The 19495-nt window shown below is 63.0% G+C and carries 20 protein-coding genes and 4 tRNA genes; 16 read left to right on the top strand and 8 right to left on the bottom strand.

The features are described 5' to 3' along the window. The first annotated feature begins 50 nt into the window (after nt 1-50). Nucleotides 51-542: a hypothetical protein gene (locus tag U0004_RS19950; protein WP_070256628.1), complete on the top strand. Its 492-nt coding sequence runs from the start codon at nt 51-53 to the stop codon at nt 540-542. A gap of 15 nt (nt 543-557) precedes the next feature. After that, on the top strand, nt 558-1856 hold the full coding sequence (locus tag U0004_RS19945) for an NAD(P)/FAD-dependent oxidoreductase (protein ID WP_034783085.1): 1299 nt from the start codon (nt 558-560) through the stop codon (nt 1854-1856). 41 nt (nt 1857-1897) lie between these two features. Here the strand turns inward: U0004_RS19945 and U0004_RS19940 are convergent, their stop codons facing one another. Then, nucleotides 1898-2413 (bottom strand): DUF6265 family protein, encoded by a 516-nt coding sequence (locus tag U0004_RS19940; protein ID WP_071653355.1) that lies wholly within the window; start codon nt 2411-2413, stop codon nt 1898-1900. Nucleotides 2414-2560: 147 nt separating this feature from the next. Between U0004_RS19940 and U0004_RS19935 the strand changes: the two genes are divergently transcribed. Further along, nucleotides 2561-3160 (top strand): hypothetical protein, encoded by a 600-nt coding sequence (locus U0004_RS19935; RefSeq protein ID WP_070256631.1) that lies wholly within the window; start codon nt 2561-2563, stop codon nt 3158-3160. 27 nt (nt 3161-3187) lie between these two features. Here U0004_RS19935 and U0004_RS19930 read toward each other — a convergent pair whose 3' ends face one another. Next, nucleotides 3188-3901: a sensor histidine kinase gene (locus U0004_RS19930; protein WP_070256633.1), complete on the bottom strand. Its 714-nt coding sequence runs from the start codon at nt 3899-3901 to the stop codon at nt 3188-3190. Between the two features lie 310 nt (nt 3902-4211). On the opposite strand from U0004_RS19930, the gene U0004_RS19925 reads away from it, so the two are divergent. Beyond that, nucleotides 4212-4607: a hypothetical protein gene (locus U0004_RS19925; protein ID WP_070256635.1), complete on the top strand. Its 396-nt coding sequence runs from the start codon at nt 4212-4214 to the stop codon at nt 4605-4607. Nucleotides 4608-4685: 78 nt separating this feature from the next. Here the strand turns inward: U0004_RS19925 and U0004_RS19920 are convergent, their stop codons facing one another. Both U0004_RS19920 and U0004_RS19915 read right to left on the bottom strand, forming a co-directional pair. Beyond that, nucleotides 4686-5669 (bottom strand): GGDEF domain-containing response regulator, encoded by a 984-nt coding sequence (locus tag U0004_RS19920; protein WP_070256637.1) that lies wholly within the window; start codon nt 5667-5669, stop codon nt 4686-4688. A 350-nt stretch (nt 5670-6019) separates the two neighbouring features. Beyond that, nucleotides 6020-8503 (bottom strand): hybrid sensor histidine kinase/response regulator, encoded by a 2484-nt coding sequence (locus U0004_RS19915; protein WP_115057543.1) that lies wholly within the window; start codon nt 8501-8503, stop codon nt 6020-6022. A 427-nt stretch (nt 8504-8930) separates the two neighbouring features. Here U0004_RS19915 and U0004_RS19910 point away from each other — a divergent pair. The 4 genes from U0004_RS19910 (at nt 8931) to U0004_RS19895 (ending at nt 9558) form a co-directional block, all read left to right on the top strand. After that, nucleotides 8931-9007: transfer RNA gene (locus U0004_RS19910), tRNA-Arg, on the top strand. Between the two features lie 82 nt (nt 9008-9089). Further along, nucleotides 9090-9166 (top strand) — tRNA-Arg (locus U0004_RS19905). A gap of 78 nt (nt 9167-9244) precedes the next feature. Then, nucleotides 9245-9321: transfer RNA gene (locus U0004_RS19900), tRNA-Arg, on the top strand. Between the two features lie 160 nt (nt 9322-9481). Beyond that, nucleotides 9482-9558, top strand: a tRNA-Arg gene (locus U0004_RS19895). A gap of 55 nt (nt 9559-9613) precedes the next feature. Here U0004_RS19895 and U0004_RS19890 read toward each other — a convergent pair. Next, on the bottom strand, nt 9614-10486 hold the full coding sequence (locus tag U0004_RS19890; RefSeq protein WP_070257999.1) for a helix-turn-helix domain-containing protein: 873 nt from the start codon (nt 10484-10486) through the stop codon (nt 9614-9616). Between the two features lie 115 nt (nt 10487-10601). Here U0004_RS19890 and U0004_RS19885 point away from each other — a divergent pair, with 115 nt between their 5' ends. Continuing rightward, the gene (locus U0004_RS19885) at nt 10602-11561 is read left to right on the top strand and encodes a phytanoyl-CoA dioxygenase family protein (protein WP_070258000.1); all 960 of its coding nucleotides are present in this window, start codon (nt 10602-10604) and stop codon (nt 11559-11561) included. Between the two features lie 94 nt (nt 11562-11655). After that, nucleotides 11656-12801 (top strand): alpha-hydroxy acid oxidase, encoded by a 1146-nt coding sequence (locus U0004_RS19880; RefSeq protein ID WP_070258001.1) that lies wholly within the window; start codon nt 11656-11658, stop codon nt 12799-12801. Here U0004_RS19880 and U0004_RS19875 read toward each other — a convergent pair. The 3 genes from U0004_RS19875 to U0004_RS19865 form a co-directional block, all read right to left on the bottom strand. After that, nucleotides 12798-13304, bottom strand: coding sequence for an AAA family ATPase (locus U0004_RS19875; RefSeq protein WP_070258003.1), 507 nt, complete (start codon nt 13302-13304; stop codon nt 12798-12800). The genes U0004_RS19880 and U0004_RS19875 overlap by 4 nt on opposite strands. Before the next feature lie 192 nt (nt 13305-13496). Next, nucleotides 13497-14150, bottom strand: a complete 654-nt coding sequence (locus U0004_RS19870; RefSeq protein WP_081345765.1) for a hypothetical protein — start codon at nt 14148-14150, stop codon at nt 13497-13499. Nucleotides 14151-14191: 41 nt separating this feature from the next. Continuing rightward, nucleotides 14192-14959 (bottom strand): CPBP family intramembrane glutamic endopeptidase, encoded by a 768-nt coding sequence (locus tag U0004_RS19865; RefSeq protein WP_081345766.1) that lies wholly within the window; start codon nt 14957-14959, stop codon nt 14192-14194. Between the two features lie 180 nt (nt 14960-15139). Between U0004_RS19865 and U0004_RS19860 the strand changes: the two genes are divergently transcribed. The 6 genes from U0004_RS19860 (at nt 15140) to U0004_RS19835 (ending at nt 19472) form a co-directional block, all read left to right on the top strand. Further along, nucleotides 15140-15703, top strand: coding sequence for a GNAT family N-acetyltransferase (locus U0004_RS19860; RefSeq protein WP_070258006.1), 564 nt, complete (start codon nt 15140-15142; stop codon nt 15701-15703). Beyond that, nucleotides 15700-16047 carry an SMI1/KNR4 family protein gene (locus tag U0004_RS19855; RefSeq protein ID WP_167468683.1) on the top strand — a complete coding sequence of 116 codons (348 nt, stop codon included), beginning with the start codon at nt 15700-15702 and terminating at the stop codon, nt 16045-16047. Before U0004_RS19860 ends, U0004_RS19855 begins: the two co-directional genes overlap by 4 nt. 15 nt (nt 16048-16062) lie before the next feature. After that, nucleotides 16063-16602 (top strand): GNAT family N-acetyltransferase, encoded by a 540-nt coding sequence (locus U0004_RS19850; RefSeq protein ID WP_070258007.1) that lies wholly within the window; start codon nt 16063-16065, stop codon nt 16600-16602. Beyond that, entirely contained in the window at nt 16599-17300 is a 702-nt protein-coding gene (locus tag U0004_RS19845) for a response regulator transcription factor (protein WP_070258009.1), read from the top strand. Before U0004_RS19850 ends, U0004_RS19845 begins: the two co-directional genes overlap by 4 nt. After that, the gene (locus tag U0004_RS19840) at nt 17297-18520 is read left to right on the top strand and encodes a sensor histidine kinase (protein ID WP_070258011.1); all 1224 of its coding nucleotides are present in this window, start codon (nt 17297-17299) and stop codon (nt 18518-18520) included. The genes U0004_RS19845 and U0004_RS19840 overlap by 4 nt, the downstream gene beginning before the upstream one ends. A gap of 76 nt (nt 18521-18596) precedes the next feature. Next, nucleotides 18597-19472, top strand: a complete 876-nt coding sequence (locus U0004_RS19835; RefSeq protein ID WP_070258013.1) for a CE1 family esterase — start codon at nt 18597-18599, stop codon at nt 19470-19472. The last annotated feature ends 23 nt before the right edge of the window (nt 19473-19495 follow it).

Here is a 19495-nt window from a genome sequence, read left to right as displayed (position 1 = left end):
GGTTGTACAAGGTCTACAATTGCGGCATAACTGATAAAAGGAGTGTCCCCATGAAAACCCTGATTCTCGCCGCCGTCTTGCTGTCGGCCGCTACCGCTGCCGTCGCCCAGGTTGGCGTCTCCGTCACCGTCGGCCAGCCGGGCTTTTACGGACGCATTGACATAGGCGACTATCCAGCGCCGCAATTGATCTATGCCCAGCCCGTCATCGTGCAGCGCCCGCAATACTATTCGGCGCGCCCCATTTATCTGCGCGTGCCGCCCGGCCATGCGAAAAACTGGTCGAAGCACTGCCGCAAGTATAATGCCTGTAACCAAGAGGTATATTTCGTCCAGGATAGTTGGTATAACAACCAATATGTGCCCCGTTACCGCCAGATGCATGGCGACCATGGCCGTCCCGATTACGGCGACCGCGGCCGTCATGACAACAAGCATGACAAGCACTTTGACAAGCATGATGACAAGCGCGACAAGCATGACAACAAGCCGGGCAAGGGCCATGGCAATGGTCACGGCAATGGCAACGGGCACAGGGATTAACACGCAGGAGGATCTTTGCACAGTAAAATCGTTATCGTAGGGGGAGGAGCAGGCGGCCTGGAGCTGGCCTGCAAACTCAGCCGCAAGCTCGGCGCCGGCCAGGTCACCCTGGTCGACAGCCGGCTGTACCATATCTGGAAGCCTTCGCTGCATGAAGTGGCGGCCGGCACCCTGGACATTCATCAAGAGGGCCTGTCGTACCAGATGCTGGCGCATGACAATGGTTTTACCTATGTCTATGGTCCTTTGATCGGGCTCGACGCCGCGTCGAACAGCCTCACCGTGGGCGCCATCGCCACCGACAAGGATGAGCAGCTGCTGCCGCAGCGCACTGTCAGCTACGACCAGCTGGTGCTGGCCGTGGGCAGCACGTCGAATTACTTCGGCGTGCCCGGCGCCCAGGAAAACACGATTTCCCTGAATGCCACGGAAGATGCCGAACGTTTCCGGTTGACCCTGCTGAAACTGCTGGCCATGGCCGAGCAGCGCCAGGGCGACGCGGGCCATCCCGGTGTCGACATCGTCATCATCGGCGGCGGCGCCACGGGCGTGGAACTGGCGGCCGAATTGCGCGAAGCGAGCGGCGTGTATGCCGCGTATGGCTTCCAGAATCTCAATGCCATCAAGGATGTGCGCATCACCCTGCTCGAAGGGGCGCCGCGCATCTTGGCGCCGCTGCCCGAGCGCGTGTCCATCGCCGCCTCGAAACTGCTGCATAAACATGGCATCACGGTGGTGACCGACACGCGCGTCACCACGATCGAAGCCGACAAGGTGACGGTGGCCAGCGGCACCAGCTATGCGGCCGACATCTGCGTGTGGGCCGCCGGCATCCGCGCGCCGGAATTCCTGTCCACCCTGGGACTGCCGACCAACCGCGCCGGCCAGCTGGAAGTGACGGGCATGCTCAATGTGCAGGGCCACGCGAATATTTTCGCGCTCGGCGACTGCGCCGCCTGCACGGGGCCCGATGGCAAGCTGGTTCCCCCGCGCGCCCAGGCGGCCCACCAGCAAGCCGATTACCTGCTGAAAACGTTCCTGCTGCAAGCCAAGGGCAAGCCGCCGCAAACGAAGCCGTACGAATACCTGGACTACGGTTCGCTCGTGTCGTTTGGCCGCACCACCTCGGTCGGCACCCTGATGGGTTCCCTGAAGGGCCTGAGCTGGTTCGTCGAGGGGTTTGTCGCGCGCATGATGTATGTCAGCCTGCACCTGATGCACCACAATGCCGTGCTGGGCAGCGTGCGCACGGCCGTCATGGCCATGGGCCGTTTCCTGATCAAGCGTAGCACGCCGCAGGTCAAGCTGCACTAAGCCGTTGCCATCCCATCAAAAAGGGGCCTTGCGGCCCCTTTTTATTTGCCGCGCGCGATGGGCGCCGCTTCGCAGCGGCCCCGCGTCATGGGAAAATCGATGGTGGTGAGCTTGCCCTTCAAGGTGCCGGTGATGCTGGCATGCAGGATGCGCTCGCTGTCGTGGCGGTAGATGATGCGGCTCGGGAAGTCATTGTCCAGGTTGGCGAAGATGAATTCATTCGGCTTGTCCTGGCGCAGCAGATTGAAGATCACGGGCGGCTGGCCCGACGGCTGCACGATGTAGGCCAGCTGGCCCGGCTCCGTGAGGCGGATCTGCACGAATTCAAAGGCTGTCGTCTTGCCGCCCTTGACGGTGCGGCTGGTGCCGAGGATGGTGCCGCCGGCGGCCGTGCTCCATTGTTCGCCGGAACCGGGCTCGGCGCCATCGACGTTCCAGCAGCCAGCCAGCCAGGCCAGCTTGTCCACGGTTTCCGGCGGCGGCACGGTGTTGTCGGCGGCCTGGGCGGCGCCCATGGCCAGCAGCGCTGCCAGCAAGGTCGTTGCGAGTCGTTGCATGCCATCTCCTGTCGTTGCGATGTTAGCGGTCACTAGGGCACGCCGGCGGCGCGCCTGACCAGTGTAGCCGATGCTGGGCTGCACACGGCAAACACTTTATACTCGGGAAAGATGTCGACCGTCACTATCATCACGCCAAGGACAATCATGCACGATACTTCCACGCAGCCGCGCGGCGCCGCAAGGCCGGGCCAGTTCGACGACCGCTACATCAGCCTGAAAAGCCTGGGCCTGGACCCGGAGCAGCTCGATTTTTACCAGCTGCTGCTGGCCTGCAGGGCGAAGGGGGAAGCCGGGGAAAGCCTGCGGCAGGTCGCGCGTTTCCGCACGGATGGCTATGGCAAGTCCCGCTTCATCAGCAGCCTGGATGCGTTGCCGGCGCCGTTGGCCACGTTTCCCCTGTGGCGCGCCGAGCTTGACGGCTGGCCCGGCGAACTGGCGCGCGAGGACTTGCTGGCGCGGGCCTGTGTAGCGCTGGAACAGCCGGCCGGTGTCTTCCTCGCCTCGACCGGCTGGCGCACGGCATTGCCCGACATTTGGCAAACCTTGCTGGCGCTGGGATGGCGGCAGGCGGGTTCTCCTGCCGATGCCGCCCTGGCGGCGCAATTGACGGATGTGTTGCGTGTTGGACATTTCTTGCAGGTGCTGGCAGGCGATCGCACCAGCCTGGCCGGGCATGGCGCGCGCCGCGATGTGCTGGGGGCGCAACTGCTGTTGCCGGAAGAGGGGATGCCGCTGCCCCGTTGAGGCGGGCAGGGCGCCCGCTGCGGGAAATTATTCTTTTGGCGTAATGCGCGGCAAGACGACGGTCAGGGCCGTGCCGCCTTGCGGATTGGCCGCCAGGCTCAGGCTGCCGCCCAGGTAATGCACGCGCTCGCGCACGGAGCGCAGGCCGTGCTTGCTCATTTCGACGGGCTCGCTCTTCGGCAGCCCCACGCCGTCATCCTTGACGGTCATCATCAGCGCGTCCTCATTGTCGTCGATGATGATATCCACTTGCGTGGCGTGGGCGTGCGCGGAGATGTTGCCGAGCGCTTCTTCCAGGGTGCGCAGCAGGGCCACGCCCACGTTGCGCGGGCAAATCAGTTCATCTTCGGGCAAGCTGCAGCGCACGGTGATCTTGTGCTGTTCGGCAAATTGCGCGGCCAGCTCGCCCAGCGCCACATTCACGCCGAGAAACTCGAGCTTGTCGTTCCACAACTTCATCTGCATCTGGCGGTTGGTTTCAATCACATTCAGCAGCAATTGCTTCATGGTCGCCGCGCGGTCGAGCAAGGCGGCTTCCTGCGGCATCTTTTGCGTCAGCAGCGACAGGTGCATGGTCAGCGCCGTCAGCGAGGAGCCGAGGCTGTCGTGCAACTGGCGCGACAGGGCGCGCCGTTCATTGTCCCAGCTTGTGTTGACATGACCCAGCAACTCGCTGAGATCGGCGGCGCGTTCCGCATCGGCCTGGGCCGCTTCCTTGTTCGGATCTGTTTGTGCGGACATAGCGCCCCGTGAATGGTGAAAGGTGAGGACCAAATTCAAGTTGTGGATCATACATGAGGATTTCATCGCGGGGCGCATGGATGGAAAATTTCTGTCTTTTCGGCAATTTTGATCTCCTTCCATCATTTTTGTATGATAGGCAATATTATCGCTTTCGCCAGTGGACAAAGTTCCCGTCGTTACGTACGGCTGCGCACATACCAAGACGCTGCGCGCTGCCATAGTGGGGCTGTCACTACCCCATGCAGCCTGGCGCCACCGCGGCGCGGGGGGCAGCACTGGCCCGCTTACCGAAACGAAAGGACATGCCATGAATATCGAAACCATCGTCGACAAGGAATATCTCGACAAAAGCTTCCGCGACATCGTCAATGCGCCCATCAGTGCCCTGCGCGGCGTCAGCGCGAAGGATGCCAAGGCCTTGCAGCAAGCGTTTGGCGTGAACACCGTGCGCGAACTGTCCAACCTCAATTTTGTCAAATGGGCCAGCGCGCTGGCCATCCTGGCCGATGAAGAGGGCATGAGCGGCGAAGAACGGGCCAAGGAAGAATTGCTCGATGACGCCGTGGAAATGACCTTCCCTGCCAGCGACCCGATCTCCGTCGATGCCGGCATCACGCGCATCGAAGTGTCGCCGGACACCGTCAATGCGCAAACGGATCACCAGCATGCGGGCCAGCATGAAGTGACGGCTGGCAAGAAATAAAGCCTCCCGGCCATAAAAAACCGGCAAGCCATCAACGTGGCTTGCCGGTTTTTTTCATGTGTCGTGCGGAAAGTAAATTCAAGCGATCGACGGAATGCTGCTTTTCTGCATGTTGACCTGCGAGGCGATCACTTCGTGCGGCGTGCAGCAAAAGCGGTTCTTGCCGGCGCGCTTGGCTTCATACAGGGCCGTGTCGGCCGCGCCCAGCAGGGATTCGACGGTGCTGGCATCGTCCGGGTAGATGGCGATGCCGATGCTGGTCGACAGGCGCAGGGTCAGGTCGTTGATGAAATACGGCTCGGAAATGACTTCGATCAGCTTGGCGGCCGGTTCGCGCGCGTCGCCCTTGCCGGCCAGGTTGCCCAGCACGATGACGAATTCATCGCCGCCGATGCGCGCCACCGTGTCTTCTTTGCGCGATGCGCCCACCAGGCGGCCCGCCACCATTTTCAGGATATCGTCGCCATAGCCGTGGCCGTAGCTGTCGTTGATGGCCTTGAAGCCGTCCAGGTCCAGGTACAGGATGGCGGACTTGCCGCGGTTGCGGGCCGATTGCTGCAAGGTATGCTCGATGCGGTCTTCCAGCAGGCGCCGGTTCGGCAAGCCCGTCAGCGGATCGTGCAGCGCCAGTTCCTGCTGCTGCTTGCTGTATTGCGCCAGTTCCTTGTACAGCAGGCGCACTTCCAGCATGTTGTGGATGCGTTTGTGCACTTCCATCAGGTCGAAGGGCTTGCTGATGAAGTCGCGCGCGCCCGCTTCCAGGGCGGCGATCTTGAAACTCGGCTGCGCCGTCAGGGCCAGCACGGGCAGGTAGCCGCCATGTTCGATTTCCTTCAAGCCTTTCATGACCTGGAAACCATTGAGTTCCGGCATTTGCAGATCCAGCAAGATCAGGTCGTAGCAATGCTCCTGGTGCAGGGGGCAGACCTGCGCCGGACGCATGGTGGCCGTGACATTGGTGTAGCCGGCATCGCGCAGGATTTCCAGCATCAGGTCGACATTGTCGGGTGAATCGTCAACGACCAAAATTTTGGCTTTCAAAATCTCATCTTGGCTGGGCATGTAGGGTCTCGGTTATACGGTCTATGCAACACTGGCTTCTACCGCAGCGAATAGGCTGGCGGCGCGGCTGACGGCGGTCGGATGATAGTAGCGCCTTGCAACAAGATAGGGCGCACAACAGCGCTTGAACTCGCTTCTGCCAATGACGGCAGCCAAGGTCGGCGGTCTCCAGCCTGCCATGCAGGTGTGCTTCTGCATTTCAGTGTAGCAAACTTCAGCTTAGTTGCTTGTAGGACAGTGCCGCGTCTGAAAGTAGGAAGGCTAAACCACAAAATAGTTATTTTGTTCTGCACTATGTATTTCTTTGCATCATCTTTTTGCCGACTATCTTGCCGCCCTGGCGGCGCTGTTCAAGGCGGCGAGCCGGCCACGCGCGCGGCGGCCAGTTGCGCCACTGCCGCCACCAGTTCGGCCGGGTCGAGCGGTTTCGACACCCAGTCCTGGAAGCCGCTGGCCAGCGCCCGCTGGCGATCCTGCGGTTGCGCAAACGCCGTCAGGGCCAGCGCGGGCAGCCGGGCCGCCTCAGGGGAGGCGTGCGCGCGGACTTGCGCCAGCAAGTCGAAACCGTCGGCATCGGGCATGCCGATGTCGCTGACCAGCACATCCGGGCGCACCTGGTCCAGCAGTTGCAGCGCTTGCGCCACGCTGCCGGCGCTGTGCACTTCGGCGTTGTTGTCGCGCAAGATACGCTCCGTCAGCTCGCGCGCATCGGCTTCGTCATCGACCAGCAGCACCGTGACGCCGCGCAAGTCATGGCTGGCGGACGGGGCGCTGCCCGCCAGGCGCGCGGCAACGGCCGGCGTCCCCAGGGGCAGGCGCACGGTAAAGCTGGCGCCCTGCATGTCGCCGGCGCTGCTGACGGTGACCGTGCCGCCGTGCTGCTCCACCAGGTGCTTGACGATGGCCAGCCCCAGCCCCAGTCCGCCATGCCGGCGCGTGGTCGAGGCGTCAGCCTGGCGGAAGCGGTCGAATACGTGGGGCAGGAAATCTTTCTTGATGCCGACGCCGTTGTCGGCCACCGTGATGGCCAGGCGGGTCGCTTCGCGGTGCACGCCGATATCGACCCGCCCTCCTTGTGGCGTGAACTTCAAGGCATTCGACAGCAGGTTCCAGATCACTTGCTGGATGCGGCTGGGGTCACCCGTGATGCGGCCCGCATCGCTGGCGATGTTGCTGTGGATGGCGATGTGCTTGGCGTCGGCCGCCGGGCGCAGGGTTTCGATGGCCGAGGCGATGATGCTGGCGGGCACGATGGTTTGCAGGTCGAGCAGCACCTTGTCGGAGGTGATGCGGCTCATGTCGAGCAAGTCTTCGATCAGCTGCGCCTGCGCGCGCGCATTGCGTTCGATGCTTTGCAAGCCGCGGTGCAGGTCGGCCTCGTCGCGCGTGCCGCGCCGCAGCACCTGGGCCCAGCCCAGGATGGCCGACAAGGGCGTGCGCAGTTCATGCGACAGGGTGGTGAGAAAATCGTCTTTCAGCTGGTTCGTGCGCTCGGCCTCGGCACGCGCCTCGCGTTCGCTGTCGAGCAGCACCTTGCGCTCTTCCGCGGCGCGCGTGGCGGCCGCGTACAAGCGCGTATTGTCGAGCGCGACGGCGGCCTGGGCTGCGATGGCCGAAACGATGCGTTCGCTGCGCGCACTGAACATGCCCGCCTGCGGATGACCGAGCAGCAAACGCCCCAGCAACAGGCCCGAGCGCGAGCTGACGGGCAGGCTGAGGCAGCTGCGCAGCGGCGGCGCGCCGCCGGCGCTGGCGTCGGGCGCGGCCAGCAAGTCGTTCTGGCGCATGGCTGGTCCCTGGCGCAGTTCCGTGGCAATGGCATCGGCCTCGCACAGGCTGATGCCGTTGACGGCGCGCGCCGCGGGCAGCGGGGCGGCGCTGTCGTGGAGCTCGCCCGCATCGTCATAATACAAGGCGCCGAAGTGCGCGCCGCTGATGCGCGTGGCCGCATCGACGGTTTCCTGCAGCAGGGCCGGCAAGTCCAGGGTGCCGGCCAGGGCCGCGCCCGTATTGTTGAGCAACTCCAGCACGCGCGTTTCATCGCGCAGGGCTTCCTGCGCGCGCTTGACCTGGTCGACATCGGTGCTCGTGCCAAACCAGCGCAGCAGCTGGCCGCCCCGGTCGCGCACGGGATTGGCGCGCGTCAGGAACCAGCGGAACTGGCCGTCGGCGCCGCGGATGGGGAACTCCATTTCGAAGGGCGTGCCATCGCGCAAGGCGGCCTTCCAGGCATGCAGCATGGGCGGCAGGTGCTGCGCGTGATAGGCGATGCTCCAGCCATCGCCCGCCATCTGTTCGGCGCTGGTGCCCGTATAGTCGTGCCAGCGCTGGTTGTACCACGCAATGGTGCCATCGAAGCCGGCGATCCAGGCCAGTTGCGGGATGGAATTGGCCAGCGCGCGCAAGTCTTCCTCGCTGTGGCGCAAGCTTTCTTCGCTGGCCTTGCGCTGGCTGATGTCCTGGATATACGTGGTCAAGCCATCGCTGGAAGGGAAGATGCGCACTTCCAGCCAGCGCCCCAGCGGCGTGTACAGCAGTTCGAAGCTGCCGCCGTGCTGTTGCGCCATGGCGCGCCGATACTGCGTTTCCAGTTCCGTGCCCAGCAGTTCCGGGCAGGCTTGCCACAGGCTGCTGCCGGCCAGGCTGGCGCCAGGCGGACGCTGCGGCGCCAGCATGTCGGTGCCGCGCGTATTGATGTAGCGGATGCGCCAGTCGCGGTCGAGCAGGCAAAAGCCATCGGTGATGCCCTCCAGCAGGTTGGCCAGGCGCTCGTCGGATAGGCTCAGCGGCGCTGATGGGGGAAGCAGATCTTGCTCGCGGTCATGCTTGGCCATCGGAAATCCTGCAACAGTGAGTCTGCCGCACGGGCGCTTGCCCCGCCGGGCCGCCGCCGCTAAGCTCAGTTAAATGGAGCATGATGGAATTACCCGCCGTCATGAATTAGGGGAGGCACAAGCGCCCCTGTCTGACTGGTATTGTAGCCCCAAGCGCCGCGCCGCCACCGCACGCTTGCGCGCCGCCTGCAGATAGCACTGGACAGGCTGGAAAGCAGTCCCTATAATCCCGCTTCTTTCGAGACAGCAACTTCTCGATTCGCTGGAAGCTCCTGTGAAAGCAGAAGTGTCCATCGATAAAAAGGCGTGAGCTTTTTGGCAGTGAAAAGGTAGTCGATCATGCGGGGCGGTATTCTGCAAAATCAGCTAAGCGATTGAAAAATCGAACTTTTCAAAGCGAAATGAATACGCTATAATGTTTGCCTGCGCGGCTGTAGCTCAGCTGGATAGAGTACTTGGCTACGAACCAAGGGGTCGTGGGTTCAATTCCTGCCAGCCGCACCAGAATACTGAAAATCAGACTTTGCCTGGTTTTGTTGTAACAAGTTTCACCTCCATGCTGTTGATGGAATGTTGTAGAAGTTTTGCGGCTGTAGCTCAGCTGGATAGAGTACTTGGCTACGAACCAAGGGGTCGTGGGTTCAATTCCTGCCAGCCGCACCAGTATTGCCAAGATGGAGTTCGCTTCATGTTGATGAAAGTTTCAAGCTTCGCGCCGTCAGGCGAAGTGTGTCAGAGTTTGCGGCTGTAGCTCAGCTGGATAGAGTACTTGGCTACGAACCAAGGGGTCGTGGGTTCAATTCCTGCCAGCCGCACCAGTATTTGCAGTAGTGAAAAAACCCGGAAAGTTCGCTTTCCGGGTTTTTTTTCGTCCTGGCGGGACGCGGGCAGGGTGCATGTTGGCGGCCTGGGCAATTGTGAAATATCCGCACGGCGCCCTTTGCCATTCTGCAAAGCCCTGCTATAATCTTGTCTTAGGCGGCTGTAGCTCAGCTGGATAGAGTACTTGGCTACGAACCAAGGGGTCGTGGGTTCAATTCCTGCCAGCCGCACCAGAATATTGGGGATCAGATTGTAAAATCTGATCCCCTTTTTCGTTTCTGAATGGATTTACGCTGCGCCAGTGGCGCCACGCCGGTATTGCAGGCGAAACGCGCGCGGCGTGACTTGCCTGGCGGCGCGGAACTGGCGGTTGAAATGCGCGAGGTTGCGGTAGCCAGCCTCTTGCGCGATGACGGCGATGGCAAGATTGCTTTCGATCAGCTGTTGGCAGGCGCGGCCGATACGCAGCCGCGCCAGGTATTCGCCCGGCGTGCAATGCGCGTGGCGCTTGAAACAGCGGTGAAAGGCGCCCAGCGACAGGGCCGCCCGCTGCGCCAGCGTTTCCAGTGCAATCTCTTCCCGGAAATGCGCGTGCATGAAGTCAAACACGATTTCCATGCGCTTTTGCTGCCCATCGGGCATCGGCGCCTGCGCCGTTGACGCCAGCGGCTGCGCACTGCCATCGCCCGCCAGATCCAGCAGCACGTCGAGCAGCAGCGGCAAGCGCTGCGGTACGGGCAGCGCATTCAATTGCAGCAGTCTGGATGCGTTGCGCGCGCTCGTTGCCGGCGAAAAATGCAGGGCAGGGCCGGCGCGGCGCGCCAGTTGCCGGACGCTGTGCAACTCCGGAAAACAGGCCGCCAGCTGCTCCACCCATTCGAGGGAAAACCACACGACGACGGCCAGCATGGGCTGCGTGCCGTCGATGCGCTCGCTGGCCGACCACGTGTGCGGCAAATTCGGCCCCAGCAGCACCAGGTCGCCCGGCTCGAAATCGCCCAGGTGGTCGCCGATGTAGCGTTGCCCCCGCGCATTGACCGTCAAGGTCAGCTCGAACTGCGGGTGGTAGTGCCAAATGAAGGGAATGGCATCGAGTTCGCGCCACAGCAAGCCCCAGGAGTGGCCTGTCGGGATCGTGACTTGTTCGAATAAAGGCGTCATCGTGACGTTTTGAGGTGGTCGATAGTCAGGATAGTATCAGTATTGGTTGCTGCGCACCCATTTTACGCGGCACTGCCGAAGCACAATCTGTCTCACACCAACACAGGAGACAGCGATGCAAGAAGACCGATATCAATACGGCGAAGACCGTCCCGGCAACCCGTCCGTGGCCTACACGGAACAAACCCAGTTGCGCGACATCCGGAAACAGCTGCCCCTGCGCGTGCTGTCCGACAGCGACTTTTTGCACTGGCAAACCTACGGTTACGTCATCGTCAAGGATGCCGTGCCGCCGGAACAGGTGCGCCGCACAACCGATTTCCTGTGGGAATTCCAGGGACTGGACCAGCATGACCCCGCCACCTGGAACCGGGACCAGTTGCGCGACCACGCCATGAAAGAGCTCAACGGTTCCGGCATGGTCGAGGCCTACCACAACCAGACCCTGTGGGATAACCGCCAGACCCAGCGCGTGTACGACGCCTTTGTCGACATCTGGGACCGCCAGGATTTGTGGGTGACCATCGACCGCGCCAACCTGAACACGCCGAACAACGGCAAGCGCAAGTTTGGCGGCTTCATCCATTGGGATGCCGACACCACGCTCGACCCGCTGCCCGTCAATGTGCAGGGTGTGCTGGCCCTGTCCGACACCTCGCCCGAAAGCGGCGGTTTCCAGTGTTATCCAGAATTGTTCAACAACTTGCTCGCGTGGCGCAAGACGGTGCCGCTTGATCGCAACCCGTGGCAGCCAGACCTGGCGACGGTGCCGTACCCGATGGAATTCATCGCCATGAAGAAAGGAGAGCTGCTGATCTTCAACAGCTTGCTGGCGCATGGCATCCGCCCGAACACGTCGGCGGACCAGGTGCGCCTGGCGCAATATATTTCCTTCACGCCAGCGCAGGAAGACAATCAAGCCTTGCGCGACTGGCGCGTGCAAAGCTGGCGCGAGCGCAGCGCGCCGCAGGGCTATGCGTTTCCCGGCGACCCCGAGGAAAAGGAAAAGCTGCGCTATCCGCAGGCGTGGTTGACGGCGCTGGGAGAGCAGATCCTCGGCGCGCGCGATTGGTAAGTGTGGCGCCACGTCCGATGGCATTGCCTGCCGGATAGACAATTGCAGGCAAATGCACGATCATGGTTCGACTTGCCATCGACCGAGGAAACGCATGAGTATCATCACCTGCATCGAAGACTTGCGCGTGCTGGCCCAGAAACGGGTGCCGCGCATGTTTTACGACTACGCCGATTCCGGCTCCTGGACGGAGTCGACGTACCGCGCCAACAACAGCGATTTCGCGAAGATCAAATTCCGCCAGCGCGTGGCCGTCAACCTGGAAAACCGCAGCCTGGCTTCGACCATGGTGGGGCAGCACGTATCGATGCCGGTAGCCCTGTCGCCCACGGGCTTGACGGGCATGCAGCATGCGGATGGCGAAATCCTCGCGGCCCAGGCGGCCGAGCGTTTCGGCGTGCCGTTCACGCTGTCGACCATGAGCATCTGCTCGATCGAAGACGTGGCGGCGAACACGACGAAACCGTTCTGGTTCCAGCTGTATGTGATGAAGGACCGCGAATTCATCAACCGCCTGATCGACCGCGCCAAGGCGGCCAAATGCGGCGCGCTGGTGCTGACCCTGGACTTGCAGGTGCTGGGGCAGCGCCACAAGGACTTGCGCAACGGCCTGTCGGCACCGCCGAAATTGACAATTCCCAACATCATCAACATGGCCACCAAGCCGCGCTGGGTGGCGGGCATGCTGGGCACGAAGCGGCGCGGCTTCGGCAATATCGTCGGCCATGCCACATCCGTGTCGGACATGTCGTCCCTGTCGGCCTGGACGCAGCAGCAGTTCGACCTGAGCCTGTCGTGGGCGGACGTGGAATGGATCAAGCAGCGCTGGGGCGGGAAATTGATCATCAAGGGCATTATGGACCCGGAAGACGCGCGCCTGGCCGTGGCAAGCGGCGCCGACGCGCTGATCGTCTCGAACCACGGCGGGCGCCAGCTCGATGGCGCGCAATCGTCGATCGAAGCCATGCCCGCCATCGTCGACGCCGTCGGCAGCCGGATCGAAGTGCACATGGATGGCGGCATCCGCTCGGGCCAGGACGTGCTCAAGGCCGTGGCCCTGGGCGCGAAAGGCGTGTACATCGGCCGCCCCTTCCTGTATGGCCTGGGCGCCATGGGCGGCCCGGGCGTCACCAAATGCCTGGACATCATCCGCAACGAACTCGATTTGACGATGGCCTTTTGCGGCTTGCGCGACCTGCAGCAGGTGGACAAGAAAATCCTGCTGCCTGGGACGTTTTAAGCGGCAATCCGCACGATTTCAAAGCCTTCCGACGCCTGTGGCGCCACGAAGTGGCGCGTGATGGCGTCAAACTCGGCGTCGCTGGTGGAGAACGGGTGCAGCCCGCTGGCATTGCGCTGGCGCAAGCGCGCCTTGCATTCCTCGTCCGGCACGTCCAGGTAATGCAGCATGTGCGGCGTGCCCGCCTGCTGGAACAGTTCGCGCATCCAGGCACGGCTGGCGGGCGTATTCGCGGGGAAATCGAGCACGACGGACACGCCCGCCTGCAGCATCTGCAGGGCCAAAGGGGCGATGGCCGCGCGCAGCCGCGTAGCGCAAGCCGCGTAGTCGGTCAGGCTGGCGATCTGGCCCGGATACAGCTGCGCCAGCAAGCTGTCTTCGCTGATGCGCACGGTGTGTGGCGCGCTGGCCAGCCGGGTGGTCAGGGTGGATTTGCCCGAGGCAATTTTGCCGCACACGAGGTGCAGAGTGGGGGCAGCGGTAGTGCTGGAGGTAGGGGACATGGTCGCTCGCTAAAAAGAAATAATGCCTGCGAGACGTCTTGATCTATTGCTGCAAATCAAAGCCGCCTCTCAGGCGGCTTTGGCAATCTCAGTCCTGCCAAGCCACCATCGGTCGAATGGCGGCAATAATCGATGGCAGGGGCGGGAATGGCGATTGCATGACTGAACGATGCCATGGAATGGCTGGCGCTGTCAATTGCCGATGCGCGTCCATGGCTCGCGGAACGTGGCCGCATCGAGCGGCCGCGCATGCGGGTCGTCGGGCTGGAACAGGCCGCCGATCAGCATATCCTGGATGGCGCCCGTGAAACCGCCGTACGCGGCGCGGCCCCACTGGCGTTGCGTGCAGGCGAAGAGGACGGGGTCTTGCTGCGCGGCCAGCTGCGTCAAGGAGTGCCGCAAGGTGGCGCTCGCTTCCGGCCCCATGTCCGTGGCGATGGCGCACACCAGGCGCTGGCTGAACTGCAAGGGCTTGCCTGCTCGTCCCAGCAGCGATTCGTTGGCCAGGGCGAGGAACACATCGGGCGCCTGGTCGTCCTTTTCGCAAATGGTCCAGGTGGGCGCCCATGCTTCCAGGCTCATGAAGCGGGCTTCCGTCGTGGCCGTCGTGTGCGTCCACTTGGCGTGTGACTTGTCGTCCCAGCCCAGGCGGCCATAGGGAATCGACTTGCCCTTGGGATTGTATTGATGACTGCGCACGCCGGGCTTGCCCCTCGCGCTTGCCTGCGCCATGAGTCCATCGAGGCTGGCGGCAAACGGCATCCATTGCGCCGCATCCCACAGCGGCGGCGCAGCGGGCGCGGCCAGCAGCAGGAATACTTCGTAATCACGTGAAAAAAACGCCATGCAGCTTCCTCGGCAAGTGGATGGAAAAATGTGTCGCAATATTATAGTTGCGCTTGCGACAGGACGGCGCGCTGGCTGGGACGCAGCAGGTAGACGCCGTACAGGCACAGGGGCAGCACGGCCAGCAGGGCGATATACGGCAGGATCGATGCGCCGTCTTCGGCCGGGTTGGGCAAGGTGGCCGTCACCAGCGCGTAATCCCACAAGCCATGCACGAGCACCATGGGCCAGATGGAGCGGGTGCGCAGGCGGATGGCCGCGTAGCCGACGCCCTGCAGGGTGGCGGCCACGGCTTGCCACAGGGCGCCGCTGACGTCGCCCGTGGCCAGGCCGTTAGCCGTGTGGGCCAGGCCGAACAGTGCCGATGACATCAGGACGGCCGGCCAGACGGCGTAGCGCTCCAGCATGCCTTGCAGCAAGATGGCGCGGAACATCAGTTCTTCCGAGACGGCCACCAGCGCCGCATTGCACGCCACGATCAGCAGCACGCGCGGCTGCGGCCAGCCGCCGGCCCAGGCCAGCAACAGCATCAGTAGCGCATACAGCAGGGGCGGGCAGACGAGCCACAGCGTTTTGAATGGCTGCGGCGCGCACAGGCCCGCCGCGCGGCGCCGGCTGGATGCCAGCAGCAGCGCCAGCGCGAACAGGGCGGCCAGCGCCCACGACAGGCCGATACGGCCGGTGACGGCGGCGCCCGGCAAGGCGTAGCCGGCCGCTTCCAGCCAGCGGCCGCCCAGGCTCAAGCCCAGCCAGATGGCCAGTGCGATGAGGGTGACGGGCATGGTGAGGGCGATTCTAGGTAAGGGCATGGTTGGCTTCGGTGTTGGCCGCGTCGGTTACTGCGTGCATAGGCGGCTCATGAAGTTGTATCAATGATATGGTGAAAAATATTGCCATAGTACATTAAAAGCAGGCGTACAAAATTGCCACATCGTTATAGTTGCATGGAATAATAAGCATTCGTCCGTTTGCCGCCAGACTGGAGCGCCATGACCTACAGCAAGACCATCACCACTGAACGATTGATCCTGCGCAAGCCGCAACCATCGGATGAGGCGGCGCAATTCGCCATGCATTCCGACCCCGAAGTGATGCGCTATTTCAGCGAACCACCATGGACCGATGCCAGCCGCGCCGCGCGCCAGATTGCTGAGGACATCGCCGCTTTCGAGAAAGAGGAATTCTTCCGCTTCGCCGTTGAGCTGAAGGCGACGGGCGAATACCTGGGCAGCTGCAGCCTGTTTTCCGAGCACCGCCAGAACCGCCGCGCCGAGATCGGCTACGCGCTGGGCCGTCCGTACTGGGGCAAGGGCTATATGCACGAAGCGCTGTCGGCGCTGCTGGAATTTGCCTTCATCGAGCGCGACCTGAACCGCCTGGAAGCCGATATCGACCCGCACAACGCCGGTTCGGCCAGCGCCCTGGAACGCCAGGGTTTCAACAAGGAAGGTTTTCTGCCCGAACGCTGGATCGTAGCCGGCCAGGTCAGCGATTCGGCCCTGTACGGCTTGCTGCGCCGCGAGTGGGAAGCGCGGCGCAAGGGCGCCGCGTGAGCGGGCAAGCTATCGACGCGTTCCAGCACTGGCTGGGCCACGCCTTGCCGGCGCACTACCTGCGCTTTCTGCAGGACGGGCAAGAAGGCTTGCGCGGCGAGCAGGTATTGCTGTACGGCGTGGAAAGCTTGCGAGAACGCAACGAAACTTATGACACGCAGCAATCCTGTCCTGGCTATATGACCATCGGCGACGACAGCGGCGGACGCGCCGTCATGCTGGCGCTCGATGGCGCTGAGCGCGCCGTCTACCTGGTGGGGCATGGCTCGATGCAGCGCGATGATTTCGAGCTGGCCGCCGATGATTTCGTGTCCTGGCTGGCCGCCGATTGCCCGCTTGACTAAAAAGGATGCAAGGCGATGAAAGCTGCTGATTTACCCGCTTCAGAGCATCCGCTGGTGACTTTGCGCCAACTGGAACGTAACGACGCGCCCGCCTGGTATGCCTACCTGGCCGACCCTGCCGTCGTTGAGCACACGAGCTGGAACTTGCATTGCGTCGACGATCTGCAGGCCAATTTCGATGACTACGCATCGGCAGAGGCGTCTTCGTCCATACGGCTGGCTGTCGTGCTGCGCGAGGGTGGCCAGCTGGTGGGCACGATTGGCTTCAACGCCATTTCTCCGCAGCATCGCACGGCGGAGATCGCCTACGACCTGGCCCCAGCTGTATGGGGGCAGGGCGTGGCCACGTCCATCGCCGCGTCGGTCGTGGACTGGGGCTTCCAGCGCCTTGGCTTTCTGCGCATCCAGGCCACTGTGCTGGAAAGCAATGAACGTTCGATCAGCGTGCTCGAACGCTGCGCTTTCGAGCGGGAGGGCTATCTGCGCTGTTACCGGCAAGTTCGCGGAAGATCCGGCAATTTCTGGCTGTATGCGCGCATTGCCGGCGTGCGATGAACAAGCTACCCTTGAGTATCTTGCTGGTGGAAGACCACCTGGCCATCGCGCGCCAGGTGCTCGACTTCCTCGACGGCTTGCGCTGGCAGACGGACCATGCGGGCACGGGCGCGCTGGCGGTGCAATTGGCCACGTGCAACAGCTATGACGTGGTGCTGCTGGACCTGAACTTGCCCGACATGGATGGCTTGCAAGTGTGCCGCGCCATCAAGGCAGCCGCTCCCAGCAATGTGCCGATTTTGATGCTGACGGCGCGCGACGCGTATGAAGACAAGGCGCGCGGTTTTCGCGACGGCGCCGACGATTACCTGACCAAGCCCTTCGACCTGCGCGAGGTGGCTTTGCGCTGCGAAGCGCTGGCGCGCCGGCAGCAACTGCACATGCATCAGGAGATGCGCGTGGGGCCATTCACCTTGCAGACGCGCGCAGGGCGCGCCCTGTATGGCGACGCACCCCTGCCGCTGACGCAGACGGGTTTCAAGATATTGCTGCTGCTGTGCCGCGAACATCCGCATGCCGTCTCGCGCTCGGCCTTGCTGCAGCAACTGTGGGGCAGCCAGCCGCCCGACAGCGACGCCCTCAAATCGCATATCTATGCGCTGCGCAAGCAGCTGGAGTTGCTTGGCGGGGCTGGCGTGCTGGTGACCATACCGCAACTGGGCTACCGCCTGGCCTTCGATGCTGCGGCGTCTGCATGAGCAAGTCGATCCGGCAGCGCCTGTTCGCCGCCCTGGCCGGCTTCGCCGTCCTGCTGTGCCTGTGCTACACGGGCCTGGCGCTGGTGATCGCCTACGTGACGGAAGACATGCTGGTGCAGCGCCTGCTCGAGCGCGAAGCGGCGGCCGTCAGCATGCGCTGGCAGCAGCACGGCAAGCTTACGCTTTCCGGCAGCGACCTCATCACGGTTTATGGCAGTTACCTTGACTTGCCTCAAGCGGTGCGCGCGCAAGTGCCGCCGTCCGCCCCGCGCGGGGAAGTGTTTACGAAGACGGGCCAGCATTATCATGTGCTGGCGCTTGATGTCGTTGCCGCCGGCAAGCCGGCCCGCTGCTATCTGCTGGCCGACGTGGCACCCGTGCTGGTGGTGTCGCGCCTGGCGCGGGAAGTGGGTGGTGTCGTGGCTGGCGTGGCGCTGGCGCTGATCGCGCTGGCCTTGCTGCTGGCATATTGGCTTGCGCGGCGCCTCGTGCTGCCCTTGCAGCGCCTGGCCCAGGAAGCGCGCCAGCTGGCGCCCGGCAGCACCGTCCATTTCAGCGAGCGCGACCGCCCCGACGAGATCGGTTTCCTGGCGCGCCGCCTGGAAACCACCTTTACCGAACTGCAGGCGGTCTTGCGGCGCGAACAGGCATTCACCCGCGACGTCAGCCATGAATTGCGCACGCCGCTCACCCTGATGCATAACACCCTGGCGCTGGCGAATGCGCAGCCGCTGGGCGGGCAGGAGCAGGCGCAGCTGCGGCAATCCACGGACGAGATGCGCGCCACCATCGACGTGCTGTTCGCGCTGGCGCGGGCGGAACAGCTATCGGGCGTAGTGGTGGAGTTGCGCGCCTGCATCGAGCAATGCCTGCTGCGCCTGCTCGACGAACATCGCTGGGATGCCAGCCTGCTGACCCTGGATTTGCCCGAGCGGCTGGAGGTGGTCGGCAACCCGCAACTGCTCATGTTGCTCATCAATAATTGCCTGGCGAATGCCCTGTTCCATGGCGGCCCCGACTGCCGCATCAGCATTGCGTTTGCGCAAGGCCGCCTGAACATCGTCAATACCGTGCAGGCGGGGCATCCACGGCGCATCCACGGTTTCGCGCATGGCCAGAACCTGCTGCTGCGCCTGGCACAAGCCATGCAATGGGACATTGTTTTCCACCCCGGCGCGACGCAGTACCGTGTCGCCATCCTTCCCGTCCAGGCGCCATAAAAGAAGTCGCCGGATTTCACCGCGATTTCACCTCGCCTTGCTTATGCTGGCTGCTCTTTTACTTGAAGGGAAGCCCATGAAAATCGCCATCAGCCTGTTCGTCCTGTCCTGCCTGTGTACGCCAGTGCTGGCGCAGGTGCAATCACTGCAGCACAAGGAAGACAAGCGCCGCTACATCGTCTATACGCCCCCCGCCTACGACAGTGCACCGCAGCAAGCCTTTCCCGTCGTCTTCAATTTCCATGGCGGCGGCATGAGCATGGCCGAGCAGATGCTGTACACGCAGATGAACAAGACGGCCGAACGGCACCAGTTCATCGTTGTGTACCCGCAAGGTATCAAGCAAGACTGGAACGTGGGATTCGGCATGGATTACCTGGCGGGCACGGATGATATCGGCTTTACGCAAGCCATGCTGGCCAAGCTCAAGCAGACTCACCGCATCGATGACAAGCGCGTGTATGCCACGGGCTTGTCGCGTGGCGGTTTCTTTGCCCTGCGCCTGGCGGCCGAGCTGCCGCAGCAGTTCGCCGCCGTCGCCTCGGTGGGGGCGCCGATGCCGGAACCGGTGCTGCAGCATCATAAAAAGACGGACAAGGTCGGCATGCTGTTGATACAGGGGACGGCCGACAAGGTCGTGCTGCATGAAGGCAAGGCTGCCAGCTACCTGTCGGCAGCAGGCACGTTCGATTACTGGCGCAGGCACAATGGCATCGTAGGCGCCACGCCACCGGCGCGCCTGCTACCCACCGTGGCAGGTGACGATACGCAAGTGACGCATGTGGTGCAGGGCAATGGCGCGCAGCAGGTGGCCTTGCTCACCATCAAGGACGGCGGCCACACCTGGCCGGGTGCCGATGCCTTCAATATCGGCCTGCCCATCGGCAAGACCACGCGCGCCATCGATGCGAATGAATTCATGTGGGACTTTTTCAGCCGCCATCACCGCTGACGCCATGCTAGGATGGCGGCCAT

This window comes from Janthinobacterium lividum, from assembly GCF_034424625.1.
Taxonomy (GTDB): domain Bacteria; phylum Pseudomonadota; class Gammaproteobacteria; order Burkholderiales; family Burkholderiaceae_D; genus Janthinobacterium; species Janthinobacterium lividum.
Note: the sequence above shows the minus strand (reverse complement) of the source record. Positions and strands in the feature narration are given on the sequence as shown.